The sequence below is a fragment of the Blautia sp. NSJ-140 genome (assembly GCF_022868965.1).
Lineage (GTDB): Bacteria > Bacillota > Clostridia > Lachnospirales > Lachnospiraceae > Blautia_A.
This window is the reverse complement of record NZ_JALIFS010000013.1, coordinates 32,960-58,796: the sequence shown is the minus strand read 5'-3', so window position 1 is coordinate 58,796 and position 25,837 is coordinate 32,960. Positions and strand designations below refer to the sequence as shown.

The window sequence follows — 25,837 nt, the reverse complement described above, 5'->3', positions numbered from 1 at the left end:
GGAGAAAGCATTATGAGCAACAAAAAACTTTACAAATCATCAGTAAACCGTATGTTATGTGGTGTCTGCGGCGGAATTGCAGAATACTTTGATATCGATCCGACTCTTGTCAGACTGGTATGGGTGATCATTACGCTGATGGGCGGAGCCGGAATCCTGGCGTATATCATTGCAGCGATCATTATCCCGGATTAAAAATGACAGTATCTGTAAATGACAGACATATTTTTCAGAATGCATAATTTCTCCGAAAATTGTTCATACTCCATAAAAAAGATGAGGAGTGTGGAAGATGAACAGGGAGAAAGAAGTAAAGGCATATCTTGAGGGAAAGCTTTCCCAGGCGGAAAAACTGAAATACGAGATTGCCGATGAGATGGGAGTTCTGGACAAAGTGATCAAAGACGGGTGGAAAAGCCTTTCTGCAAAAGAAACCGGACGGATCGGTGGTCTTATGACAAAAAAGAAGAAACATAAAAAGTAAAATACAGCCTGAAGGAACAAGGCGAAATGACGCCGGAAAAGTCCTTCGGGCTGTATTGAATTATAAGAAAATTTTTCTGAAAAAAAGAAATTTTTTTGACGGTTCAGGGTGGACTGACCAGTGGAAAAGAGCTATACTGTTGGAATAACAGAGGAGGTATGAATGAACATGGGTGAAAAAATTAATAACATTCTAAAGGGTGAGATCATCTCCTCAGTATTTTATATACTGCTTGGACTTTGCCTGATCCTGATCCCCACGCAGACGGTGGATGTGATCTGCAAAGTAGTATTCGGGCTGATCCTCATCGGAGTTGGCATTTATCATATTTATATTTACATATGTGGAAAAGCGAAAGCTACGATCATGGATCTTCTAAGTGGTGTGGTTGTTTTTGTACTGGGTGTGTTTCTTTTTATGACACCGTCCATCGTGATCAAATTGCTTCCATGGATGCTCAGCGCATTTGTACTGGTTGACAGTCTGTGGAAGTTTAAAGGAGCTTTCCTTCTGAAAAAAGGAGGAAACGGCGCATGGAGCGTGCTTTTGATCGGAAGTCTTGTTTTCATTGTACTTGGAATCGTGATGCTGTTTGGAAGATTTCCGAAGATCATGACTCTGCTGATCTTTTCCGGCTGGGTGCTGGTGTGTGACGGAGTTGCGGATATCGTATTCTATATTATTATGAAGCTGGGGCTTCGTAAGATTGCAAAAAAAGCAGAGACAGAGAAGGAAGATTCTGGTGCAGACAGTTCAGATGCTGTAAATGAAACGGCAGATATGGATGTGCCAAATGATACAAAAACCCAGGATGAAAATGCGCCAGGTGAGCAGCAGAGTGGGAATGAAACAGAATATCCAACAGACACAGACGGATATTCTGCGGACAGAAAAGAGACAGAAGAATCGACAGAACCGGAAGAAGAGCAAAAGCAGGAGAATTCCCGCTGGGAAAAAGAACCGGAGGATGTGGAGATGAAGCTCTGGGATGTAGGCAAAGACCAGGCGGAAACCGGCAGCCTGAAGAACCTTCTGGATGGTTCCGATGAAGATCTGGAAGAGTGGAAGGACTGACCCTTCTCTTGCATCATCTGTCATTCCGTGGTAAGATGTGCACATGAAAAATACAGATAAAAATACAGATAAAAATACAGATAAAAATACAGATAAAAATATAAAGATACTGATGATGGATTTTTCCGGAATATATGAGGATCAGCAGTTCTGGAGGGGAAAAGAAGTATCCCGGGTGGAGGCCAGGGACATTCCCGGAACCAACTGCTACTGCGATGAGGATGCGATGAATACCATTCGCAGCCGTATTGCCCTTTATTCTTCCGGAGGGATCCATTTTATTGATTCCGGAAACTATCACTATATGACGAGGATCTGGCTGGAAAAGATATCGGAGCCTTTCTCGCTTCTTGTATTTGACAATCACACGGATATGCAGCCGCCGGCATTCGGAGGTCTGCTTTCCTGCGGAGGATGGATCTACGATTCTGTTATGGAACTTCCATTGCTTAAAAGGGTGATCCTGATCGGCCCGGATGAGGAGGCTTTTTCCAGAGTGGAATCGGAGATTCAGGAAAAGGTGGAGTTCTTGAGCAGAGAGAAGCTTCTGGAAATGGAAGAAGCGCAAGTGTGTGCGTTTGTAAGCGAGCATGTGGGAAAGCTGCCGCTGTACATTTCTGTGGATAAAGATGTTCTCTGCAAGGATGATGCGGACACGAACTGGAGCCAAGGAGACATGCGCCTGAATACGCTGCTGGAATGTCTGAAGAGGGTCAGAGAAATATGTGCAGAGGGAATCCGGGGCGTGGATATCTGTGGTGAATGTGATGTGGCAGAATCTGGAAACAGCGCCTTGAATGACCGGGCCAATGCTGCTTTGCTAGAGTGTTTTCTGTCCGCATACGTGAGCGAAGATCATGACGGAAATAAGAATAAGATAACAGGAGGAAACTGATGAAAAATGAACTTCTTACCATCGGGCCCTTTACGGTATACGGTTATGGTCTGATGATCGCCATTGGAATTGTGGCAGGCTGCCTGACTGCAGAATACAGAGCCGGAAAACAGAAGCTTGACAGTGAACAGATCTTTCCAATGATCCTGTGGTGCCTGGTAGGGGGATTTTTCTGTGCAAAGCTTCTCTTCTGGATCACAGAGTGGAAATCAATTGTTCAGGATCCGAAATTTATAATGGAAACTTTAAGCTCTGGTTTTGTGGTGTTTGGCGGTATCATCGGCGGGATACTGACGGGGCTTTTGTACTGCAGGATCAGAAAGCTTGTATTTTTTAAATATGCAGATGTGATCCTGCCATCTGTGGCATTGGCCCAGGGATTTGGACGGATCGGATGTTTCCTGGCGGGCTGCTGTTATGGAAAAGAGACAGAGAGTATTTTTTCTGTGATATTTCAGAATTCTGAATATGCGCCCAATCACGTGGCGCTGATCCCGACGCAGTTGTATTCCAGCGGACTGGATTTTCTGCATTTTCTTCTGTTGTTGCTGATCGCACGGAATAAAAAAGAAGATGGTCAGGTCACTGCCTGTTATCTGATCTTTTATAGCATTGGACGGTTTGTGATCGAGTTTTTCCGTGGGGATATTATCCGTGGAAGTGTGGGGATTTTGTCGACGTCCCAGTTTATCAGTATTTTTACCGGGATTGCGGGAATCGTGCTGCTGACATTGATCAGGAAAAAAAGAGACAGCAAGAGCTGCGTTTAAACGAATCAGGGAAGTTCCATGTATCAGGAAAAAGTTGGACAATAGTGGTATAAGGACAGGCTTTCGCTGCATACATCTATGAAAAAGACGAAAGCAGGCCTGTCATGCTCAGAAAAGAAGATTTTGAACCAAATATGAAAACAGAGGATAAGATCCCCGGAGCGCAGACGGAAAATCCGGCACAGAGTCAGCGCTTCGGGGATTTTATCGTGAAATATATGCAGAATGTTCAGGATACTATGGAACTTTTTCCGGGGACATCTTTTCAGGCAATCAATGAAATTTTCGGTGTTCTTTATGTTCCGCTGGAAAGTATGGGAGAGATCGAGGTTACGGGAATCTCCTATAATTCAATCCCGAAATGCTATACCTACATGGATATGGAGGCAGCAGGGGAATCAGGGATCAACAGGCTGCACGATCACCCCTATCTGAAGCTGCGTGGAAAAGGTACTGCGGTGGCGGTGATCGATTCGGGGATTGATTATCAGAATGAAGTGTTTCGAAATGCAGGCGGCTCCAGAATCGCTTATTTATGGGATCAGTCCATAGAAGATGAAGAACAAAATCAGTCTGGGCGGGAATTGGAAGCTGAAAATGGAGATGCAGATAATTTGCCGGAAGATGGGGATGATATAACAGATACAGAAGTTCCATATGGCAAATTATTCCGGAAAAAGGATATCGACCGGGCACTGGCTTCCGAGGAGCCGTTTGCCATCGTGCCATCCAGAGATACCAACGGCCATGGCACGGCACTGGCAGGTATTGCTGCCGGAAATATGGTACCCGGAGAAAATTTTACCGGAGCAGCGCCGGAGGCAACCCTGATCATCATCAAGGTAAAGCCGGCAAAACAATATCTCCGTAATTTTTATCTTTATCCTCCGGAGGCAGAAGCTTTTCAGGAAAATGATGTGATGATGGCCATTGCTTTTGCGATTACCCAGGCCAAAAAGCTGAAGATGCCACTTTCTATCTGTCTGGGAATCGGAAGCAGCCAGGGCGCACATCTGGGGACCAATGCGTTAAGCCAGTATGTGGACTATGTGGCAAATTTTTCCCAAGTATCCGTATCTGTGGCAGCAGGAAACGAAGGAAATACCAGAAACCACAGTGCAGGCTTTTTTTCTCAGGGAAGGGAGCAGATCGTGACGGAGCTTCGTGTGGCGGAAGGAGAGCAGGGCTTTACCATGGAATTCTGGGGTGAGCCGCCGGAAATCTACGGGCTTTCCATTCAGTCACCTACAGGAGAGATACTGGAGGTAAGCAGCTCCATCGGTTTCAGGACTCAGGAGCTGTCATTTGTTTTTGTGGAAACAAAGGTGTATGTGAATTATATCCTGATCGAGCGTCAGACCGGATATTCGCTGGTGTATATTCGATTTTTCCATCCGGCGTCCGGTATCTGGAAAATTTTTACCAAGGCAAGAAATCAGCAGAACGTAAAGTTCCATATGTGGCTTCCTGTGGAAGGGCTGATCTCCCAGGATACTTATTTTCTGGAACCATCCCCCTATACTACGGTGACAGCGCCGGGAGACGCCAGGAACAGCATCACGGCAACCGCCTACCAGCACCGTGACGGAAGCATCTACATTGCAGCAGGCAGAGGCTATACGCCAGATGGCATGATAACTCCACATCTTGCAGCTCCTGGCGTTAACGTAAAAGTGCCGCTGGTACGAGGCGGATTTGGAACCCGCTCCGGAACCAGTATATCCGCTGCACAGACCGCCGGCATCGCGGCACTTCTGTTTGAATGGGCGATCATACGGAATAATCAGCCGTTTTTTACCGGGAGCAGCGTGAAATATTATCTGCAGAGAGGCGCAAGAAGAGAAGAAAACATGCAGTACCCAAACCCGGAGTGGGGGTATGGGAGGGTGGATCTGTATCATACCTTTGAGTTGCTGACGTGAGATGATCTGTTTTTTTGATCATGTATGCTGCTTATTATTTATATATAAAGGAAAAACGATTTCCCGGATCGCAGAAGAAACTCAATGGAAAGATGTATAGATATTACATTTGGAAAAGTAATAAAAGGATACGAAAGTACTAATTTTGGAAAAAATATTCATATAGATAATTCACTTTGTATCGTGTACTATAAATATATGGAAAAAATATATAATGATACAAAAGGGAGGATTTTACTATGGAGCTTTCAACTTTGGTAAAAATGTCAAATACTTACGGAAGCAATCCGGCTTATGTTCTGGCAGGAGGCGGTAATACTTCTGTAAAAGACGATACAACACTGTATGTAAAGGGATCCGGTACACAGCTTGCTACCATTAAGGCAGAGGAATTTGTCAAAATGGACAGAGCCCGTCTGAATGAGATCATGAAAACGGAATATCCGGCGGATGATGTGAAGCGTGAATCTGCATATCTTGCAGATGTAATGGCGGCAGTGACCGATGAGGATAAAACAAAGCGTCCCAGCGTGGAAGCACTGCTCCACAATCTGTTTGCCTATACGTATGTCCTGCATGTTCATCCGACACTTATCAATGGACTGACCTGCGGAAAGGGCGCAAAGGCTCTTTGCGAAGAGCTTCTTGGAAAAGATGTACTCTGGATCGATATCTGCAAACCGGGATACACACTTGCCCGCATCTGCTTCGAGAAAATGAATGCCTATAAAGAAGAAACAGGAAAAGACGTGCAGATCCTTCTGCTTCAGAATCACGGAATTTTTGTTGCGGCTGATACTGTAGAGGAGATTGGCGTTTTATTCGATGGTGTGATCGGAAAGCTGGAAAAGCAGGTAAAGAGAACTGCGGATGTAAGTGATGCAGTTACACCTGAAAAAGAGCAGGCAGCACAGAAACTTTCCAGTCTGCTTGGACATGCGGTGGAAGTCGTACCGGCTGCGGAGGCTGATAATTTTGTAAAAGACAACACTGCTGCAGCACCTCTTCTGAAGCCGTTTACTCCGGATCATATTGTATATTGCGGACCTTATCCGTTATTTGTAGAAAATATTGATGAGGCGAAAAATGCGATGGATGCATTTATGACAGAGCATGATAAAGAGCCAAGACTGATCCTGGTACAGGGTGTTGGCGCGTTTATCATGGAAGATGACAAAGGAAAGGCAGCAAAGGCACAGCTTCTGGTAAAGGATGCGATCAAGCTTGCAGTGTATGCGGAGAGCTTTGGCGGCCCGCTGCAGATGACCGATGAGATCACATATTTTATCACACACTGGGAAGCAGAAGCATACCGCAGTAAGAAATAAAAAAGAAAAATATATAGAGAGAAATAAAGAAAATGCATCGGGAACTATCAGAAATTCCCGGTGCATTTTTATCGAATGACGGATACATCTGTTCAGGACAGAGTTACGCAGCAAATGTGGATATTTTTATCCGCATTACCACAAATCTTATTTCCGATAGACGAACGCAGGCAGTCCGTCCTCGCCAACCGGAACATTTACAGTTCCCTGGATCAGAGGGCGGGCATAGCGGATAAAGTCTTCGGTGACATCGGAGCCGTCTTCTGTGATCCATTCCACAGGGACAGTCTTTTCTTCGTTGCAGATAACGTTGACATCCTCCAGTGTGCATTTCATGGAGTACGGAGAATCACTCTGACGTTTAAATGCGATCATCTTTCCGGTTTCGCCGTTCAGGGCAGCCTGTACACCAAATTCACCGGCGAGAATTGCTTCCTGCTGGTCTGTCTCAGAGAGCATGGAGACAGAGCAGCGCTGGCTTACATTGAGCTCTACGGAGCGGGCTTTGACACCAAGACGGCTGCGTACAAGATTCTCAAGATATTTACCGCAGCCAGCAAGCATCTTGTGACCGAAGGCGTCGGTTCCGGCAGCGCTGTCGTATTCGCAGATGAATGTGCCGTCTTTATCGTGGATTCCCTCAGATACACAGACTACGACGTTGCAGTTTTTCTCAAAGGCAGCATTAACTTTCAGGAGAAATTCTTCTACATCGAAATCGGTTTCCGGAAGATAAATGAGAAGCGGATTGTCTCCGACGTATTTCCGGGCAAGGGCAGCAGCTCCGGTGAGCCAGCCTGCGTGACGTCCCATGATCTCGATGATAGTGACGGATTTTTTCTCGTAGACACAGGCGTCCAGGGTGATCTCACGGACGGTGGAGGCTACGTAGCGGGCAGCACTTCCGAATCCGGGAGTATGGTCGGTGTTTACAAGGTCGTTATCAATGGTCTTCGGCTCACCGAGGATACGGATGTCACTGCCAATCTTTTCGGCATAGCGGGAAAGCTTGCTGACGGTATCCATGGAATCATTGCCGCCGATATAAAAGAACCAGCCGATGTTCATCTCCTCGAATTTCTGAAAAAGCTTCGGATAAACCGGATCCTCCAGGGATTCCGGAAGCTTGTAACGGCAGGAGCCGAGATAGGCGCCGGGTGTCCAGGTAAGAGCGAGAAGCTGCTCTTCCGGAAGTGCTTCCTGGAAATCAAGGACTGTTCCGTTTAAAAATCCCTCAATGCCGTTGACCATACCATAAACATGGTCGATCTCCTCTGTATGTTTAAGTGCTTCAGATACCACACCGTAAAGACTGCTGTTGATAGCTGCGGTCGGTCCGCCGGATTGTCCTGCGATAAGGTTCTTTTTTGACATTTTGATACCTCCTGGGTGTTGTTTTTTATATTGTAACAGAAATAGGAGAAGATAACATCTAAAAAAATCACCTTTTTTATAAAAAAATTACTCTAGCAAATGTTTATATCATAGTAATATAATAGTATAAACAGAGAAAAGAGGTGAAAAAACGATGACAGTAAGAAAAGTACAGTTTGAGAGCATGGATGAAGTGAACCGTTTTCTTGATGTGACGGAGCATTTTCCGTTTGCAGTGGATCTGAAAAGGGGAAACAGGACAGTAAATGGCAAATCCATTCTTGGAGTTGCATCTATTGGCCTTGGCAGAGAGATGGACTTTTGTGCACATGTGCCGGAGCTTGCGCCGGAGATCACATCCAGTCTTGGTTTTTGCATGAGGTAGGTTTAAGAGGAGAAAAAATAAATAATGGTTGATCGATGGTGAATGAGGATATCGTAAGGTCGCAGAGGCGATGCTCGGTATCCTCATTTTTGATATATGACAAATACAACTATTTAGAAAAAAATCTAAATAGTTATTGACTGGAAAAGCCGAAAATGATATATTCTATTTAGAAATATTTCTAAATACCATCCGAAAGGAGGAAGCCATACACGATGGCGTTTGCAGAAACCTTCAAGGCACTTTCGGATCCTGTGCGGAGAGAAATCCTGCAGCTTCTGAAAAACGGGAAAATGTCAGCCGGTGAGATCGGAGGACATTTTGACATGACAGGTGCAACCATATCCTATCATCTGAAAATTTTGAAGAAAGCAGATCTTGTGTGGGAGACGAAGGTAAAGAATTTCGTGTATTACGAACTGAATACCACAGTTGTAGAGGAGCTGCTTCTGTGGCTCAGTGATCTGAAAGGGGGAAAGAATGATGAAAGGTGAAGAAAGAAAAGAGTTTCTGAAGGAATATAAAATGTCCCTGATCTCCGGGAGTATCCTTACGATCTCACCGTCACTGGCAGGGATCCTGCTGTGGGACCGTCTGCCGGAGAAGATCGCAACACATTTTGATCAGCACAATGTGGCCAACGGCTGGAGCAGCAAGCCGATGGCAGTTTTTGGAATTCCGTTTCTGCTTTTGCTGATCCATCTGTTTTGCGTGTTTTTTACAGCCAATGATCCAAAGAGAAAAAATATCAACAGGCGTATTTTTACCATGATCCTGTGGCTGGTTCCGGTGGTGTCTGTGATCACCTGCATGGCGATCTACGGACTTGCTCTGGGAATGGAACTTGATATAGGTGTGATCGTGAATATCATGGTAGGTATCATGTTTATCATTCTCGGAAATTACGTTCATAAGGTGAAACAGAATTATACAGTGGGAATGAAGCTTCCCTGGACTTTGAACAGCGAGGAGAACTGGAACCGTACCAACCGTATGACAGGCTGGATACTGATCCTGTCAGGGCTGCTTTTTCTTATGAATTCGCTGCTCCTGAAAACGGAAATTGTTTTTGCGGTAATTTTGCTGGTCATCCTTGTGCCAATGATCTATTCATTTATTCTTTATAAAAAGGGAATCTGAGAAAAATCTTCAGACCGTCATTGTCGTAAAAAGGCAGTGGCGGCTTCTTTTTTACCAAAAAATAATGTTCAAACAAAACGGTACGTGATATGATAATGTCATACAAAAGCATTTTCTCGAACACTATAAACCGACAGCAGACAGGAGGGATCACTATGACAGAATTAAGCCGTTTTCAAAAAGATGTGGAAGTTGCTGCCACTGCTCTTGAAATGCGGGCAGAGAACGAGGATGCCAAAGAAGAGGCCATTCATCTTTACCGGAAATTCGGAAGTACCAAGCAGGAGCCGCTGCGGCTGGCAGTTGCCCTGCGGGGATATTTTCTGGAGGAAGGTGTGGAGGAAGAGGAACGCGCGCATTATGGAGCATATCTTAAGAAAAGGATCCGTCCGGCTGTGGAACGTCTGATCCTGGAAGATGACTGGGAAAAGATCGAGAAGCTTTATGAGAACGAATGGTTTGGGGAACAGGAACTGGAAGTGTTCCTGAAACTGGCCGAAGAGTGGAGGAGACCTGCGGCGCTGATGGGACTTCTCCATTTGAAAAAAGCAAATTATGGATTTAAAGAGAAAAAATTCGAGTTGTGATTTTTTTTTCAGGAAATCAGGAAAGGAGGCATTCGGTGGACCGGAGGCAGGAAGAGCTTGGAATACATATCCTGGAAAATATAAGGAACGAGCTGTACTACTATTTTCCATATCTGGACGGTGCCTTTGCCTGTATTTCCGGGAAGGGATCAGAGCAGACCGGAACCATTGGAACAGACGGAGCTTTCTTCCTTTTTTTCCCGGAATATCTGCTGGAGCTTTATGTAAAAAGGCCGGAGGCAGTACGAAGAGGTTATCTGCACATGCTGCTGCACTGCCTGTATCTGCATCTTTTTCGGGAAGACCAGGAGGACAGACGCTTATGGAACCTGGCCTGTGATATTGCAGTAGAACAGATCATTTCCAGGGAAAAGATTCCGATTCTGGAGACAGGCGGCGATGCGAAAAAAATCCGTGAAAAGGTTTTTCATATTCTGGGAGACAGGTCGGATTCCGCAGAAAAGATCTGCCGGAAGCTGAAGGAACAGGCTTTTCCGTTTCACCTGGAAGAACTGGAAGAAGCCTTCCATTTTGACGATCACACCTTGTGGGACACCTGCACAGGAGAAAAAGGAAAAAGAACAAAGGAAAAATGGAACAAGCTTCTTTCCTATACTGCCGCTAACCGTCAGGATCACCGGAAACGGCGGGGAAGCCAGAAAGGGGACCAGAAGGAAGAAACAGGAACGGTAAGATCAGGAAGGTACGATTACAAAAAATTTCTCCGTCAGTTTTCTGTGCTGCGGGAAGAGGTGGAACTGGATACGGAAAGCTTTGATTATATTTTTTATAATTACGGGATGGAGCATTATGGAAATCTTCCGCTGATCGAGCCGCTGGAATATAAGGAAGTGAACCGTCTGGAGGAGCTGGTGATCGCCATTGATACTTCCGGTTCCTGTGATGGAGAGACTGTGCGGAGATTCCTTGGAGAAACGTATTCCATTCTCAGTGAAAAAGAGAATTTTTTCCATAAAATGAAGGTGTACCTGATCCAGTGTGACTGCTGTATCCAGGATGTTAAGGTGATTCATTCCGAGGAAGAATGGAAGGAATACAGCAAAAATATCACCATACAGGGCCGGGGCGGAACAGATTTCCGGCCGGTGTTCCGGTATGTGAAGGAGCAGCAGGAGAAAAAAGAAATCCGCAGTCTTAAGGCGCTGATCTATTTTACAGACGGGGACGGGATATATCCCGGAAGCAAACCGGATTATGAAACGGCCTTTGTATTTTTGCATAAAACAGAAAAAATGGAGCTTGTTCCGCCCTGGGCGATCCGGCTTGTGGCAGAGCAGGAAGGAGTGCGTTACAGAACATGAATATAAAAGAGGCAAAAGAAGAGATCAAACATACCTTACTGGCTTACAACCGGAAGGATGCAGCCGGGCGCTATACATTTCCCAGACTCCGGCAGCGTCCTATCCTGCTTATGGGACCTCCCGGAATCGGAAAAACAGCGATCATGGAGCAGGTGGCAGAGGAATGCGGGGCAGGTCTGGTAGCCTATACTATCACCCACCATACAAGACAGAGTGCGGTAGGACTGCCAAGGATCGTGACCCGGTGCTACAATGGAAAAGAGGTCAGCATCACAGAGTATACTTTAAGTGAGATCATTGCTTCTGTGTATGATTGTATGGAACGTACCGGGAAGAAGGAGGGAATCCTTTTTATTGATGAGATCAACTGTGTCTCCGAGACACTTGCACCCACTATGCTGCAGTTCCTTCAGAACAAGACCTTCGGAAGTCACAGCGTGCCGGAAGGATGGCTGATCGCGGCAGCAGGAAATCCTCCGGAATATAATAAATCGGTCCGGGAGTTTGATATTGTAACACTGGACCGTGTGCGGAGGATGGATATCGAGGCAGATCTTGAGGTGTGGATGGAGTATGCCTGGAAAAAGGAGATCCACGGATCGATCCTGGCTTATCTCGGCATGAAAAAGGATCATTTTTATTCTGTGGAGAATACAGTGGACGGGAAATTCTTCGTGACAGCAAGAGGCTGGGAAGATCTGTCTGAGATCCTGAAGGCTTATGAGGAACTGGGCGTGGAGATCACGGAGAATCTGGTCGGGGAGTATTTATGCAGAGATGAGATCGCAAGAAGTTTTTTTGCCAGCTATCAGCTGTACCGGAAGTACGGAGAGGACTATGGCCTGGAACGCCTGCTTTCCGGAGAGATGCCGGAGGAAGAGCAGCAGAAAAAGGTAAAAATGGCGAAGGATGCTTCCTTTGAGGAACGCTTCCTTGTGACAGGGCTTCTGCTTGACGGCCTGAACGGAAGTTTTCTGACCTATGAGAAGATGGATGGTGAGACAGGTGCTGTTTATCAGGAACTTCTGCATCTGAAAGCTTTTCTCCAGGATAAAAAGGACATGACGGCGCTGGATGAATTTACAGATATGAAGAAGAAAAGTCTGGCTGTCCGTCTGGAGGCGGAGCTTCTTACCGCAGATCAGCAGACTACGGAAGAGCTTGTGATCCGCACTCTGGAGGAATTCAGTCTTACTATCCGCAAGGAGCATATCACAGAAACAGAGGCTGGCTTTGAACGGATCCGGCAGTTTTTTACGGAAATGGCGGAAAAGAGAAAGGCCTGTGCGAAAAAGATCACCGGGGAGCTGGAACAGGCATTTGCATTTATGAAGGAATGCTTCGGGGACGGACAGGAAACGGTGCTTTTTGTTACCGGATTGACCCGGAACACCCATGCGGCGGCCTTTATCCGGGAGTATGGCTGTGATCCTTATTTTGCCTGCAGTGAGAAGCTTCTTTACCGGAAGCAGGAGAGAAAGCTTCAGGAGGAATGTGCGTCACTATTAGAAATATGAATGATCCCTTAACGAATACTTATGACTGAAAGGGGCCTGACATCTTGACAGGAGGGCTTGTGAGGTGATACGGTAACGGTGTCGAAAACAAAAATCAAATAACCGAATGATGAGGTGTGAGAACATGCAGGAATTAAAACCAATCAAAGAAGGTAAAGTACGTGAGATCTATGACAATGGAGACAGTCTGATCATGGTTGCAACAGACCGTATCAGCTGCTTTGACGTAATTCTGAATAACGAAGTTACAAAGAAAGGTGCTGTACTGACCCAGATGTCCAAATTCTGGTTTGACATGACTGAGGACATTCTTCCGAACCACATGATCTCTGTAGATACCAAGGATATGCCGGAGTTTTTCCAGCAGGAGAAATTCGAAGGAAAATCCATGATGTGCCGTAAACTGAACATGCTGCCGATCGAGTGTATCGTACGTGGATACATCACAGGAAGTGGATGGGCAAGCTACAAGGAGAACGGCACTGTATGCGGCATCAAGCTTCCGGAGGGGCTGAAGGAATCCGACAAGCTGCCTGAGCCGATCTACACACCATCTACCAAGGCTGAGATCGGTGATCACGATGAGAATATTTCCTTTGAGCAGAGTATCGATCATCTTGAGAAATACTTCCCGGGAAAAGGACGCGAGTATGCAGAAAAGCTTCGTGACAACACAATTGCTCTTTACAAAAAATGTGCAGAGTATGCACTCAGCAAGGGAATCATCATTGCAGATACAAAATTCGAGTTTGGTCTTGATGAGGACGGAAACATGGTCATCGGTGATGAGATGCTGACACCGGACAGCTCCCGTTTCTGGCCGGCAGAAGGCTATGAACCAGGACATGGTCAGCCATCCTTTGACAAACAGTTTGCACGTGACTGGCTGAAAGCCAATCCGGACAACGACTGGACACTTCCTCAGGAAATCGTTGACAAGACTATTGAGAAATATCTCCAGGCATACAAAATGCTTACAGGAAAAGAACTGGCCTGAAAATAACAGCAGTTCTGAAATAGAACATACCTTACAAGCCGCTTCGGACGCCCATTCCGAGGCGGCTTCTTTCTTTATAAAACAGGACAAAAACAAAACGGTTGCAAGAAAACGGAGGGATATTTATAATAAATACAGAAACCAGATGATCCTGACAGATTTAAAGGAGTGTGATTATGAGCAGGAAAAACAAGGTGAAAAAGAAAAAAACAGTGGGAGATCATATTCTGACGATCGTTCTGATCGTGGCAATCTGTATTTTCTGTTATGCAGCTTTTAACCTTTATCATATTTATACAGAATATAAAAAAGGAACCGATGAATATAACAGCATTTCCGAAATGGCAGTGACAGAACGTGATCCGGACCAGGTGGAAGAGATGAATCAGCCGGATGAACAGCCTGTAGCACCTGTGAGTGTTGATTTTGATTCTCTCAGGAGTATCAATGAGGATGTGATCGGCTGGATCTATATGGAGGCATTGCCTGAGATCAGTTATCCGGTGGTACAGGGAGAGGATAATAATTTTTATCTGCACCAGACATATGAGAAAAATTATAATTTTGCGGGAACGATCTTTATTGATTATGAGAACAAAAGGGATTTCAGCGATTGTAATACCCTGGTGTACGGACACAATATGAAGAATGGTTCCATGTTTGGAATGCTGAAAAAATACAGAGCTGATGAGACGCTTTACAATGCCAGCAAATATTTCTGGATCCTCACACCGGAAAAAGATTACCGGTATGAGATCATTGCAGCGTATACGACTTCTGTAAACAGCGATACGTATACCTTATTTAAGGGACCTGGCAAAGAGTTTCTGGAATATGAGAAAAAAATGTTCCAGAATTCGGAGATCAGAACAGATGCCACTGCAAGTGAAGCCAATGTGAAGGATAAGATCGTTACATTATCAACCTGTACCGGCAATCAGGCAACACGTTTTGTGGTACAGGGAAAAAGAGTGAATGCAGTGAACCCACAGTAGAGCTTTTGCGGATAAGTTTGGGAGGAAATGATATGGGAAATGAGATAGAAAAATTACAAAAGATCATTGATGAGAGCAGAAATATTGTATTTTTCGGCGGTGCAGGTGTTTCAACAGAAAGCGGGATCCCGGATTTTCGAAGCCAGGACGGACTGTATAACCAGAAATATGATTACCCGCCGGAAACAATCTTAAGCCATACATTTTTTATGCGAAAACCTGAGGAATTCTTTAAATTTTACAGAGATAAGATGCTTTGTGATACTGCAAAGCCGAATGCAGCACATCTGAAGCTGGCGGAGATGGAGCAAACAGGAAAGCTGAAGGCTGTGATCACTCAGAATATCGATAATCTTCACCAGATGGCAGGAAGTAAAAAGGTCCTGGAGCTTCACGGAAGCGTTTACCGAAATCATTGTGTGAAATGCGGGAAATTCTATGATTTTAAATATATGAAGGAATCTGAAGGTGTTCCGCGGTGTAGCTGCGGTGGCATGATCAAGCCGGATGTGGTCCTTTATGAGGAAGGGCTGGATGACTATACGATACAGGAATCAGTAAGAGTGATCTCAGAGGCGGAGGTGCTGATCATCGGGGGAACTTCTCTGGCGGTATATCCGGCAGCAGGTCTGATTGATTATTTCCGGGGAGATCATCTGGTGGTGATCAACAAGGCACCGACACCGAGGGATAAATATGCGGATCTTCTTATTAAAGAACCGATCGGGCAGGTGTTTTCTCAGATAAGAGTCTGAAAATATGGGAACCCGGGATAATCTGCAAAAACAAAAATGAGGAGTATCAAATGGGATTAAATTATGAAGTTGGAGATATTGTCACACTGAAGAAGGCTCATCCCTGTGGCAGTAAAGAATGGGAGATCCTTCGTGTAGGAGCGGATTTCCGTCTGAAATGCAAGGGCTGCGGACATCAGATCATGGTGGCACGTAAGCTGGTTGAGAAAAATACACGAGATTTGAAAAAATTCGAAAAAAATTAAAATTATGCTTTACATCACGGGAGAGATGTGCTAGAATCAACAATCGTGATATATTTCATATCCTTGCTCTTTGACAGGCAAAGGGCCAAAAGACCATAAGGAGGTTAAGACAAGCATGAACAAGTACGAGTTAGCATTAGTTGTGAGCGCTAAGCTTGAGGATGAAGCACGTGACGCTGTAGTTGAGAAAGCAAAAAGCTACATCACACGTTACAACGGCGTGATCACAGAAGTTGAAGAATGGGGTAAGAAGAAATTAGCTTACGAGATTCAGAAAATGCATGAAGGCTTCTACTATTTTATTCAGTTTGAAGCAGATTCTCAGTGCCCGGCGGAGATCGAGAGACATGTCCGCATCATGGACAATGTATTAAGATACCTGGTTGTCAAGAAAGAGGCATAATTTTTGCAGCGGATTTTCGAAAACACCATTAAGAACCTGTTCAGTTAAGTGAAATCATAAGAGAGGTAGAACGATGAACAAAGTAATATTAATGGGACGCTTGACAAGAGATCCTGAGGTAAGATATTCCGCAGGAGAAAATGCCCTGGCAATCGCCAGATATACACTGGCAGTTGATCGCAGATTCCGTCGTGACGGAGAGGCAAGTGCTGATTTTATCAGCTGTGTTTCTTTTGGACGTACAGCAGAATTTGCGGAAAAGTATTTCAGACAGGGACTGAAAATTGCAGTTACGGGACGTATCCAGACAGGAAGCTATACGAACCGTGAGGGACAGAAGGTTTATACGACTGAGGTTGTTGTTGAGGATCAGGAATTTGCTGAGAGCAAAGCATCAAGCGACAGCTATGCAGCATCTCATCCGAGAACAGAGGCAGCACCTGCACCGTCTATGCCGAGTCCGAGCGCAGCAAGCGCCGACGGCTTCATGAACATTCCGGACGGAATTGATGAGGAGCTGCCGTTCAATTAGAACATCTGATCAAGACAGATGAGACGAATAAGATAGGAGGAAACAATCATGGCTTACAATAGAGGCGAGAGACCAGATTCTCCGATGAAGAGAAGAGGCGGACGCAGAAGAAAAAAAGTTTGTGTATTCTGCGGTAAAGAGAATAACGAGATCGATTACAAGGATGTAGCAAAGTTAAGAAAGTATGTTTCCGAGAGAGGTAAAATTCTCCCGAGAAGAATTACAGGTAACTGTGCGAAACATCAGAGAGCACTGACAGTTGCTGTTAAGAGAGCACGTCATATGTCCCTGATGCCATACGTTCAGGACTAATTCTGATCTTATACAGGGTCGTTGCGAAACAGATGAGCAGTCATCTGAAGGCAGCGGCCTTGTTTTTTTATATGCAGGATTCTTTCTTATGAGCGAAACAGATTTTATCATTGCTATGGAATTATAATAAGGAATCTGGTATAATGTTAAATAACTTGTGGGTTAAATTACATTAAGAACAGGAAAAAGCAATGAACAACAAAGTTAAATTCAAGGGGCCTATGAAACACTTCATGCGCTGGCCGCTGTACCTTTCGGTCCTGGTTGTGCTGCTGGATCTGCTGGTGTTTATTGTAAGTGTAAAGGCCGGAATTCTGGTGTCTGCAGGTACTGTGATCTATATTTTTATTGCAGTACAGCTTTTTCGATATCACAAACCGCTGATCGTCAATGATATGATCGCATTTGCCAATCAGTATGATGTGGTAGAAAAGCGGATGCTGGAAGAACTGGCGCTTCCTTATGCCATTATGGATATGGAAGGCCGTATGATCTGGTCCAACCGTATTTTTTCGGAGATCACGGGGAGAGATCAGTTTTATAAAAAAAATATCAGCACAGTTTTCCCGGATATTACTCCGGACAAGCTTCCTGTAGCCGATGAACTGGAAATTTCCGAGATCAGTATACATTTCGGGGATCGGATCTATCGGGCTTCCATGCAGCGGGTGACTATGGGTGAAGTGGTCAGTCATGCTGATATTCTGGAGAATATGTCCCAGAATATCAGTCTGATCGCCATGTATCTTTATGATGAAACAGAGCTTAAGGAATACATTCAGAAGAATGAGGACAATAAGCTTGTTGTGGCACTGGCTTATCTGGATAATTATGAAGAGGCGCTTGAGAGTGTGGAGGATGTGCGCAGATCCCTTCTGATCGCACTGATCGATCGTAAGATCACGAAATATTTTTCCAACTTTGACGGCCTTGTGAAGAAACTGGAGAAAGATAAATATCTTCTGATCATGCGCCAGAGTTCACTGGAAACACTGAAGGAACAGCGTTTTCATATCCTGGATGAGGTTAAGACGGTTAACATCGGAAATGAAATGGCTGTGACATTAAGTATCGGAATCGGTCTGAATGCTTCTACGTATATCCAGAATTACGAATATGCCAGAATTGCCATTGAGATGGCGCTGGGTCGTGGCGGTGATCAGGTAGTGATCAAAAATGAAAATAATATTACCTACATTGGCGGCAAAGCGCAGCAGATGGAGAAATCAACCCGTGTGAAGGCACGAGTGAAGGCTCAGGCTCTGAAGGAATTTATGAGCACCAAGGATCGAGTGGTGGTTATGGGACACAAGATCACAGATGTGGATGCTCTGGGAGCCGGAATCGGTATTTACCGTGCCGGTAAGACTCTTGGCAAGCCGGTGCATATTGTGATCAATGATCCGACCACATCCATTCGGCCGCTGATGAGTGGATTTATGGAGAATCCGGATTATGAGCCGTCCATGTTTGTGGACAGTAATCAGGCCAAAGAACTGGTGGATAACAATACGGTAGTAATTGTGGTGGATACCAACAAGCCAAGCTATACCGAATGCCAGGATCTTCTCTATATGACAAAGACCATTGTGGTATTGGATCATCACCGCCGCGGCAGCGAGGTAATCCAGAATGCAGTTCTGTCCTATGTGGAGCCATATGCATCCTCAAGCTGTGAGATGATCGCAGAGATCCTGCAGTATTTTGCAGACGGGCTGAAGCTTCGCAGTATTGAGGCGGACTGTATTTATGCGGGTATCATGATCGATACCAACAACTTTACAACAAGAGCAGGTGTGCGTACTTTTGAGGCAGCAGCATTCCTGCGCAGATGCGGAGCAGATGTGACACGTGTACGTAAGATGCTCCGGGATAATATTGATTCTTATAAGGCGAGAGCGGAGGCAGTTCGTACTGCGGAGATCTACAGAGATTATTTTGCCATTGCAAGATGTCCGAGTGAAGGCCTGGAAAGTCCTACCGTTGTAGGAGCACAGGCGGCCAATGAGCTGCTCAATATCGCAGGAGTCAAGGCATCTTTTGTTCTTACCAGCTATAATAATGAGGTTTACATCAGTGCCAGAGCCATTGATGAGGTGAATGTACAGGTCATGATGGAACGGATGGGCGGCGGCGGACATCTGAATATTGCCGGTGCACAGGTGAAAGACACCATGGATGAGACCGAAAGAATGCTGAAAGAAATTATAGACCAGTTATATCAGGAAGGGGACAAATAGAAATGAAAGTAATTCTTCTGGAAGATGTTAAATCCCTGGGAAAAAAGGGACAGATCGTAAATGTAAGTGACGGATATGCAAGAAACATGATCCTGCCAAAAAAGCTTGGTGTTGAAGCTACCTCCAAGAATCTCAATGACCTGAAACTCCGTAAGGCAAATGAAGAAAAGGTTGCACAGGAAAACCTGGACGCTGCCAAGGCATTTGCAGAGGAGCTTTCCACAAAGGAGGTTATCCTTACTCTGAAGGTAGGTGAAGGCGGAAGAACATTCGGTTCTGTATCCTCAAAAGAAATCTCTGAGGCAGCCAAGAAACAGCTGAATCTTGAGATTGATAAGAAAAAGCTCCAGCTGGAGAATCCGATCCGTAACCTGGGTGTTACCAATGTTCCGGTACGACTTCATCCGAAGGTAACCGGAAGTCTCAAAGTCTGGGTAAAAGAGGCGTAATCAATGGAAGAAGCACTGATCAAGAGGATTCTGCCTCACAGTATTGAGGCAGAGCAGTCAGTGATCGGATCCATGATCCTGGATCGTGATGCGATCCTGGTGGCTTCCGAGATCCTGACCAGTGATGATTTTTATCAAAAACAATACGGCATCATTTTTGATGCCATGGTGGAACTCTGTAATGAAGGACAGCCGGTAGATCTGATCACTCTGCAGAATCGTCTCAAGGAGAAAGAACTTCCGCCGGACATCAGCAGTATGGAATATGTCCGTGATTTGATCGCAGCAGTTCCTACATCAGCCAATGTGAAATACTATGCCAATATCGTAAGTGAAAAGGCAGTTCTCCGTCGGCTGATCAGGACTACGGAAGAGGTTGCCAATGCCTGTTATCTGGAAAAGGACAGTACGGAAACCATACTTGAGGAATCCGAGAAAAAGCTGTTTAATATTTTACAGAGAACAAATGGCAGCGATTATGTGCCAATCCAGCAGGTCGTGTTGAATGCAGTCAGCAATATTGAGAAGGCTTCCAAGCTGAAGGGCTCCGTTACCGGGATTCCGACCGGATTTGTGGATCTGGATTATAAGACTTCCGGTATGCACGCGTCTGATCTTGTACTGATCGCAGCTCGACCTTCCATGGGAAAAACTGCCTTTGTATTGAATATTGCCCAGTATATGGCGTTTCGTAAAGATGTGACCGTGGCTATTTTCAGTCTGGAGATGTCCAAGGAGCAGTTGGTAAACCGTCTTCTTGCTATGGAATCTCACGTGGATTCCCAGAATCTCCGTACCGGAAATCTGAAAGATGAGGACTGGACGAAGCTGGTAGAAGGAGCGGATATTATCGGTGGCTCCAATCTTATTATTGATGATACACCTGGAATTTCCATTGCGGAGCTTCGTTCCAAATGCAGAAAATATAAGCTTGAGCATAATCTGGGGATCATCATGATCGATTATCTTCAGCTGATGAGCGGAAGTGGAAAATCGGATTCCAGACAGCAGGAAATTTCAGATATTTCACGATCACTGAAAGCGTTGGCAAGAGAGATCGATGTACCGGTAATTGCGTTATCACAGCTTAGCCGTGCAGTGGAACAGAGACCGGATCACAGACCAATGCTTTCGGATCTTCGAGAGTCCGGAGCTATTGAGCAGGATGCGGATGTGGTCATGTTTATCTATCGAGATGATTATTATCACAAGGATACCGAGAAGAAAGACATTGCAGAAATTATCATAGCCAAGCAGAGAAACGGTCCTATCGGAACTGTGGAGCTGGTATGGCTGCCAAGATATACCCAGTTTGTAAATATGAAAAAATAGAGCCGTGCAGACGGTAAATGAAAGGCTGTCAGGATGAAAGCTTATAGTTATCCTGATGGCCTTTTGTATTTTTGTCAGTGTGATAGTGGAGTTCGGGATGCTATGGATATAGGCAAAGAGTCATATTTGGTAAAATTATGTCAACCGATTAATCTTGCTATTTCCTGATCTCAGGGGTTATACTGTAGACAGCAGCAGTGAATCTCTATATAAGGGGGCGTTCACAATGGAAAAAAGATATACAGTCAGACAGGCCGTAACACTGACCGGAGTGAAATCTTATGTCCTGCGTTACTGGGAGGAAGAACTGGAGCTTCGGATCGGACGCAATGAACTGGGACATCGCTATTATACACCGTTTGATATCCAGCTTTTTCTTAAAATAAATGAGCTGAAAAGTAAGGGACTTCAGTTGAAAGCAATCCGTACACTGATCCCACCGGAGGTAAGAAAGACAGATACACCGGATTTTTCAGAATCTGATATCAGGATTCTGGAGGGAGAAGCTGTTGAGCTTGAAGATACCCCAATGAAAAATACGGGATCTGAAAAGGAGTTCATGGAAAAAGCGGAATCCGGGAATACAGAGAAGTGCGGAGCAGATAACGATAAGATATTGGAGTTTCAGGAAATCATGGAACGCCTGATCCGTGAGGAAATGCAGAGAAAGAAAGAAGGAGAGTACCGGTGTCGTTCTCTGGATGAAGCAATCCGCAGGCAGCAGCAGGCAAGAAGAGAAGCAGCAGCTTCCTGTGAGGGAAAAAAGAATAAAAGAAACAGAAAAGGCTGCCGGTAAACCGGCAGCCTCATTCATTATAGCAGCTTATCAAGCTAATGGTGCATTACTCAGCAGAGATAGCACCAACTGGACAGGCCTCAGCGCATGTTCCGCAGTCAACACAAGCGTCTGCGTCGATTACATAATGCTCGTCTCCCTGAGAAATAGCCTCGTTCGGGCACTCACCCTCACATGTTCCACAGCTAACGCATTCGTCAGAAATTACATATGCCATAATTGATATCCTCCTTTTAAATTGTGTATTGTATGTATCCCCTACCAGGGATTCTATCCCCATTCTAATATATCTGCATAAAGAATACAAGTATAAATTTATAAACAAAACTGAAAATTCATAACCCGTTGATTCCATCCCGGATTCGTATTATAATAGCAGAACGGAATGAAAATATTTCGATAAAACAGTAAAGGAGAATACAATCATGGCAAAAGTTACAAAGAGCATGCTGATCGGAGAACTGCTCACTGTAGACCCGAATATCGCACCGATCCTGATGAGAGCAGGAATGCATTGTCTTGGCTGCCCGTCTTCACAGATGGAATCTCTGGAGGAAGCAGCAATGGTCCATGGCCTGGATGCAGATGTCCTCGTAGCTCAGATCAATGATTTTCTTGGTGAGTAATAAACAGAAGCTTTTTTGCTGAAACAAAAGAACCGCTGTCGGGAAATGCAGATCATATGGATCGCATTCCGACAGCGGTTTGTTTGTCTGCAGGATATCTGGTTTGTCAGATATTCAGAAGCTTCTGAAGTGCATGATCAGCGATCAGTGCACAGTGCTCTCTGAAGTAGGCTTCACCGGCTGGTGTGAATGCGCGGCCGATGCCATACTCGGAAAGGATATTGCAGACCTTGTTAAATTCTTCAGGTGTACAGTCTGACTGATGAAGAACCAGCTGATAGACACCGTCTTCTCCTTCACGATAGAGAGTATTATCACCGGTAAAGAAACCATTCATACCATGAGCTGCGGCAATAACATCATCCAGCTCCGGGAAAGAGTACAGGCGTATAAGCTTTACAGAACTCTCAGCCGGCTGCTGTGATGCATCCGGAGTTTCTGTTTCCTGAGAGGTGGAAGTTTCTGCCCTTTTTTCTTTCGGTTTCTGTGAAAGATCCTTAAGTTTGGATTCACAGAGCTTCTGGAAGATATCGATGATATTGTCAGCGCCATCGATCTCTACGGTATCGGAAGGCTTGTTGCCCTTGAAGGGGGCAAATTTGGAAAAACGTGTATCCAGTTCTTCAGGATCTTCCACTTTAGTGATAATGAGGATAACACTTTCGGCATTGACAGGAATAGCCTCGATCATCAGAGGAATATTATCTGCTTCAAAACCAAACTGTATCTGTGCCTGCTGCATCATATCACGAAAGAGACGTTTGGCTTTCTCGGTACCGTATGCAAGTTCACTGATACGGATCTGATGACTGTCCAGATCTTCTTTCGTCAGGGTACAGCGGATCTGATTTTCATTGATTTTTTCTATTTTCATATGATCACATCCTATAGGTGAATAAATTAATCTTTTACATACTGTATTATATAACAGTTATACACAAGATGTAAAGATGCAGAAACCTGAGAAAAAAGAAAATTTCTGATTCTCTTATAAAAGACTTGCATCTGAAGGGAAATCAGGTATAATGAAAATCAGAAAAGCTGTCTCATCCCAGAAGCAAGAAGACAGTAACGATAACTTAAAGTCATATTTTTCTGAAGATAAGGATTCTGTGTGAAATTCATCGGCGAGTCTGTCGGTACACAGATAAATTTTCCCCATTTTATTATTTATATTTTATTACAAGTATCATCCTAACAGGGAAGTTGCAGCTTTTCGAGAACCATTGCTGGTGTTTTCTGAAAATCTAACCAGGAAAGGAGGTCGGGATACGCCAAATATATCACAGGAAAAAAAGAAATCCGCAAAACCCCTTCGAAGGGAACTGGAGCTTTATCGTGAGAACGGAGTTTCTCTTTATCTCAATGGAGCACCAAGCACTCCGAAAAAAATCGCAAAAGCCTGTCAGATTGCGGAAAACGGGGTCTATATGCGGGATTATACGGAAGATGAAGACGGCCATATCGCCTGTGTAAGCTTTGATCTTATTCGTAAAGAATGACCGTACATAAGAAAAAACGGTTCCCCGGATAACGATCATCCCCTGCACTCATGCATACCATGCGGGGAACCGAAATTCTAAAGAAATTGTGAAAAATTATTAAAAGTCGATTTTTATAACGAAATGTAGACAAGATATGTTATAATGAAACAAATTATGACATTTTATACCGAGAGGAAAAAAATATGACAAAAAAACACATACCGATCCTTGTGGTAGGTCTGCTGATCGTTCTGGTCGTTCTTGCCGGAGGGGCTGTTTACGGGATCAATAAGATTATACCAAGCAGGAAACAGATGAATCTGACAGAATACTACGGACAGAATGCAGACGGTGAGGCTGCGTTGATACTTGGAACTGAGAAACTGGAGGAGAAGGCACTTATCTCAGGAGAAGATGTATATCTTCCGCTGGATGTAGTGAACGGATATTTGAATCAGAGATATTACTGGGATAGTGAAAACAAGAAGATCCTGTATGCAACACCATCCAGTCTCACAGAGGAACCGGCTTCAGATAAGGCAGACGGAAACGTGTGGCTGAAGGATGACACGGTTTATCTGAAACTGGATTATGTAAAAGAGTATACAGATATCGATTCTTATATAGGGCAGGATCCTGCAAGGGTTGCGATACAGTACAAATTTACCAATGTGGAGACCGTGACCACAAAGAAGGATACAGTGATCCGCTACCGGGGCGGGATCAAGGCGCCGATTCTTTCCAAACTGGCGAAGAATACAGTTCTACGGCTGATGAATGAAGGTGAGGACTGGGATCAGGTGGCAACCGATGACGGTTACATCGGTTATGTTCAGAAGAAAAAGGTAAGTGCCGTGGATACAACGGATTATGAAAGGGATTTTAAGACAGAGTCCTATACATATCTTACCATGGATAAGCCGGTGAACCTGGCATGGCACCAGGTTACCAGCACAGATGCAAACAGCTATTTCGCAGATGCGGTACAGAATATGACAGGCGTGAATGTGATCTCTCCAACCTGGTTTTCTGTAACGGATAACTCCGGAAATATTTCTAGTCTTGCATCTGGGGAGTATGTGATGCAGGCACATGAAAAAGGACTGAAGGTATGGGGACTGGTGGATAATTTTAATGAGAACATGAGTACCACAGAAGTTCTTTCAAAAACCAGTTCAAGGCAGAATCTGGAGAATCAGCTGATCACTTATGCACTGAAAGCAGGACTGGATGGAATCAATGTTGATTTTGAATCTTTGGGCGAAGAAGCAGGAATCCATTTCCTTCAGTTTTTAAGAGAGCTTTCTATCCAGTGCCACGCCAATAACCTGGTGCTTTCGGTAGATAATCCGGTTCCGGAAGATTTTACCAGTCATTATGACCGTGCGGAACAGGGCAAGGTTGTAGATTATGTGATCATTATGGGCTATGATGAGCATTACGTAGGCTCCGACGCAGGTTCCGTGGCATCTCTGCCATGGGTAGAACAGGGGGTTAAGGATACGCTTTCAGAAGTAGCAGCTCAACGGACGATCCTTGCGATCCCGTTCTACACAAGGCTCTGGAAGACTACAGATGGCGGTGCACTGACAAGTGAGGCCATCGGTATGGATCAGGCACAGCAGACGATCAGTGATAACGGAGCAGAAACGTACTGGGACAAAAAGACAAGTCAGAATTACGGAACCTATGAAGGGGACGGTGCCACATACCAGATCTGGCTGGAGGACTCTAAGTCTATTGCGGAAAAGGTTAAACTGATCAAAAAATACAAACTGGCAGGTGTGGCAGAGTGGAAGCTTGGGTTCGAGAACAGCGGAATCTGGAGCGTGATCACAGAAAACCTGTCATAAACAGAAGAAAACATTGTGAT

30 protein-coding genes are annotated in these 25,837 nt (G+C 44.8%); 27 read left to right on the top strand and 3 right to left on the bottom strand.

Features of this window, described 5'->3' with window-relative positions:
- Nucleotides 1–12 precede the first annotated feature (12 nt).
- The 7 genes from MUB50_RS14125 (at nt 13) to MUB50_RS14095 (ending at nt 6,473) form a co-directional block, all read left to right on the top strand.
- Nucleotides 13–195 carry a PspC domain-containing protein gene (locus tag MUB50_RS14125; protein WP_021977077.1) on the top strand — a complete coding sequence of 61 codons (183 nt, stop codon included), beginning with the start codon at nt 13–15 and terminating at the stop codon, nt 193–195.
- 97 nt (nt 196–292) lie between these two features.
- Nucleotides 293–484: a small, acid-soluble spore protein, alpha/beta type gene (locus MUB50_RS14120; protein WP_015527205.1), complete on the top strand. Its 192-nt coding sequence runs from the start codon at nt 293–295 to the stop codon at nt 482–484.
- A gap of 168 nt (nt 485–652) precedes the next feature.
- Nucleotides 653–1,558, top strand: coding sequence for a DUF308 domain-containing protein (locus tag MUB50_RS14115; RefSeq protein WP_244791464.1), 906 nt, complete (start codon nt 653–655; stop codon nt 1,556–1,558).
- Nucleotides 1,559–1,601: 43 nt separating this feature from the next.
- Nucleotides 1,602–2,453: an arginase family protein gene (locus MUB50_RS14110; protein ID WP_244791466.1), complete on the top strand. Its 852-nt coding sequence runs from the start codon at nt 1,602–1,604 to the stop codon at nt 2,451–2,453.
- On the top strand, nt 2,453–3,223 hold the full coding sequence (locus MUB50_RS14105; RefSeq protein WP_227573863.1) for a prolipoprotein diacylglyceryl transferase: 771 nt from the start codon (nt 2,453–2,455) through the stop codon (nt 3,221–3,223). Before MUB50_RS14110 ends, MUB50_RS14105 begins: the two co-directional genes overlap by 1 nt.
- Nucleotides 3,224–3,327: 104 nt before the next feature.
- Nucleotides 3,328–5,145 carry a S8 family peptidase gene (locus MUB50_RS14100; protein WP_244791468.1) on the top strand — a complete coding sequence of 606 codons (1,818 nt, stop codon included), beginning with the start codon at nt 3,328–3,330 and terminating at the stop codon, nt 5,143–5,145.
- A gap of 239 nt (nt 5,146–5,384) precedes the next feature.
- Nucleotides 5,385–6,473, top strand: a complete 1,089-nt coding sequence (locus MUB50_RS14095; protein WP_244791470.1) for a class II aldolase/adducin family protein — start codon at nt 5,385–5,387, stop codon at nt 6,471–6,473.
- Nucleotides 6,474–6,620: 147 nt separating this feature from the next.
- Here the strand turns inward: MUB50_RS14095 and MUB50_RS14090 are convergent, their stop codons facing one another.
- The gene (locus MUB50_RS14090) at nt 6,621–7,847 is read right to left on the bottom strand and encodes a 6-phosphofructokinase (protein WP_244791472.1); all 1,227 of its coding nucleotides are present in this window, start codon (nt 7,845–7,847) and stop codon (nt 6,621–6,623) included.
- A 154-nt stretch (nt 7,848–8,001) separates the two neighbouring features.
- Here MUB50_RS14090 and MUB50_RS14085 point away from each other — a divergent pair, with 154 nt between their 5' ends.
- From MUB50_RS14085 to MUB50_RS14005, 17 genes are all read left to right on the top strand, one after another.
- The gene (locus MUB50_RS14085) at nt 8,002–8,232 is read left to right on the top strand and encodes an HPr family phosphocarrier protein (protein ID WP_118514290.1); all 231 of its coding nucleotides are present in this window, start codon (nt 8,002–8,004) and stop codon (nt 8,230–8,232) included.
- A 215-nt stretch (nt 8,233–8,447) separates the two neighbouring features.
- The gene (locus tag MUB50_RS14080) at nt 8,448–8,726 is read left to right on the top strand and encodes an autorepressor SdpR family transcription factor (RefSeq protein WP_015527197.1); all 279 of its coding nucleotides are present in this window, start codon (nt 8,448–8,450) and stop codon (nt 8,724–8,726) included.
- Complete coding sequence (locus MUB50_RS14075) at nt 8,713–9,372, top strand: SdpI family protein (RefSeq protein ID WP_330637551.1); 660 nt, start codon at nt 8,713–8,715, stop codon at nt 9,370–9,372. Before MUB50_RS14080 ends, MUB50_RS14075 begins: the two co-directional genes overlap by 14 nt.
- A 155-nt stretch (nt 9,373–9,527) precedes the next feature.
- Entirely contained in the window at nt 9,528–9,959 is a 432-nt protein-coding gene (locus MUB50_RS14070) for a hypothetical protein (RefSeq protein WP_092068357.1), read from the top strand.
- A gap of 35 nt (nt 9,960–9,994) precedes the next feature.
- Complete coding sequence (locus MUB50_RS14065; protein WP_173754133.1) at nt 9,995–11,281, top strand: vWA domain-containing protein; 1,287 nt, start codon at nt 9,995–9,997, stop codon at nt 11,279–11,281.
- Nucleotides 11,278–12,798 carry an ATP-binding protein gene (locus MUB50_RS14060; protein WP_244791474.1) on the top strand — a complete coding sequence of 507 codons (1,521 nt, stop codon included), beginning with the start codon at nt 11,278–11,280 and terminating at the stop codon, nt 12,796–12,798. The genes MUB50_RS14065 and MUB50_RS14060 overlap by 4 nt, the downstream gene beginning before the upstream one ends.
- A gap of 124 nt (nt 12,799–12,922) precedes the next feature.
- Nucleotides 12,923–13,795 (top strand): phosphoribosylaminoimidazolesuccinocarboxamide synthase, encoded by an 873-nt coding sequence (locus MUB50_RS14055; protein ID WP_015527192.1) that lies wholly within the window; start codon nt 12,923–12,925, stop codon nt 13,793–13,795.
- 176 nt (nt 13,796–13,971) lie between these two features.
- A complete protein-coding gene (gene srtB / locus MUB50_RS14050) occupies nt 13,972–14,790 on the top strand; it encodes a class B sortase (RefSeq protein ID WP_118514296.1) in 819 nt (272 codons plus the stop codon).
- 32 nt (nt 14,791–14,822) lie between these two features.
- Nucleotides 14,823–15,545 (top strand): NAD-dependent protein deacylase, encoded by a 723-nt coding sequence (locus MUB50_RS14045; protein WP_118626151.1) that lies wholly within the window; start codon nt 14,823–14,825, stop codon nt 15,543–15,545.
- Nucleotides 15,546–15,595: 50 nt separating this feature from the next.
- Nucleotides 15,596–15,790 carry a DUF951 domain-containing protein gene (locus tag MUB50_RS14040; protein ID WP_118514300.1) on the top strand — a complete coding sequence of 65 codons (195 nt, stop codon included), beginning with the start codon at nt 15,596–15,598 and terminating at the stop codon, nt 15,788–15,790.
- 115 nt (nt 15,791–15,905) lie between these two features.
- Nucleotides 15,906–16,193: a 30S ribosomal protein S6 gene (gene rpsF / locus MUB50_RS14035; RefSeq protein ID WP_021977097.1), complete on the top strand. Its 288-nt coding sequence runs from the start codon at nt 15,906–15,908 to the stop codon at nt 16,191–16,193.
- A gap of 73 nt (nt 16,194–16,266) precedes the next feature.
- Nucleotides 16,267–16,725 carry a single-stranded DNA-binding protein gene (locus tag MUB50_RS14030; RefSeq protein ID WP_118626153.1) on the top strand — a complete coding sequence of 153 codons (459 nt, stop codon included), beginning with the start codon at nt 16,267–16,269 and terminating at the stop codon, nt 16,723–16,725.
- Nucleotides 16,726–16,773: 48 nt separating this feature from the next.
- Entirely contained in the window at nt 16,774–17,037 is a 264-nt protein-coding gene (rpsR, locus tag MUB50_RS14025; protein ID WP_021651398.1) for a 30S ribosomal protein S18, read from the top strand.
- Nucleotides 17,038–17,228: 191 nt separating this feature from the next.
- Nucleotides 17,229–19,277: a DHH family phosphoesterase gene (locus tag MUB50_RS14020; protein WP_118626155.1), complete on the top strand. Its 2,049-nt coding sequence runs from the start codon at nt 17,229–17,231 to the stop codon at nt 19,275–19,277.
- Nucleotides 19,278–19,279: 2 nt separating this feature from the next.
- Entirely contained in the window at nt 19,280–19,726 is a 447-nt protein-coding gene (rplI, locus tag MUB50_RS14015) for a 50S ribosomal protein L9 (RefSeq protein WP_118514304.1), read from the top strand.
- Between the two features lie 3 nt (nt 19,727–19,729).
- Nucleotides 19,730–21,058, top strand: coding sequence for a replicative DNA helicase (gene dnaB / locus MUB50_RS14010; protein ID WP_015527183.1), 1,329 nt, complete (start codon nt 19,730–19,732; stop codon nt 21,056–21,058).
- Nucleotides 21,059–21,284: 226 nt separating this feature from the next.
- The gene (locus tag MUB50_RS14005) at nt 21,285–21,854 is read left to right on the top strand and encodes a MerR family transcriptional regulator (protein WP_118368999.1); all 570 of its coding nucleotides are present in this window, start codon (nt 21,285–21,287) and stop codon (nt 21,852–21,854) included.
- Nucleotides 21,855–21,900: 46 nt separating this feature from the next.
- Here the strand turns inward: MUB50_RS14005 and MUB50_RS14000 are convergent, their stop codons facing one another.
- Nucleotides 21,901–22,071, bottom strand: a complete 171-nt coding sequence (locus tag MUB50_RS14000; RefSeq protein WP_015527180.1) for a DUF362 domain-containing protein — start codon at nt 22,069–22,071, stop codon at nt 21,901–21,903.
- A gap of 208 nt (nt 22,072–22,279) precedes the next feature.
- Here MUB50_RS14000 and MUB50_RS13995 point away from each other — a divergent pair, with 208 nt between their 5' ends.
- Nucleotides 22,280–22,480 carry a DUF1858 domain-containing protein gene (locus tag MUB50_RS13995; RefSeq protein WP_015527179.1) on the top strand — a complete coding sequence of 67 codons (201 nt, stop codon included), beginning with the start codon at nt 22,280–22,282 and terminating at the stop codon, nt 22,478–22,480.
- A gap of 106 nt (nt 22,481–22,586) precedes the next feature.
- Here MUB50_RS13995 and MUB50_RS13990 read toward each other — a convergent pair whose 3' ends face one another.
- Nucleotides 22,587–23,354: an adaptor protein MecA gene (locus MUB50_RS13990; protein ID WP_244791476.1), complete on the bottom strand. Its 768-nt coding sequence runs from the start codon at nt 23,352–23,354 to the stop codon at nt 22,587–22,589.
- A 358-nt stretch (nt 23,355–23,712) separates the two neighbouring features.
- Between MUB50_RS13990 and MUB50_RS13985 the strand changes: the two genes are divergently transcribed.
- Both MUB50_RS13985 and MUB50_RS13980 read left to right on the top strand, forming a co-directional pair.
- On the top strand, nt 23,713–23,982 hold the full coding sequence (locus tag MUB50_RS13985; protein WP_021651392.1) for a hypothetical protein: 270 nt from the start codon (nt 23,713–23,715) through the stop codon (nt 23,980–23,982).
- A gap of 185 nt (nt 23,983–24,167) precedes the next feature.
- Nucleotides 24,168–25,817 (top strand): glycosyl hydrolase family 18 protein, encoded by a 1,650-nt coding sequence (locus MUB50_RS13980; protein WP_118626157.1) that lies wholly within the window; start codon nt 24,168–24,170, stop codon nt 25,815–25,817.
- The last annotated feature ends 20 nt before the right edge of the window (nt 25,818–25,837 follow it).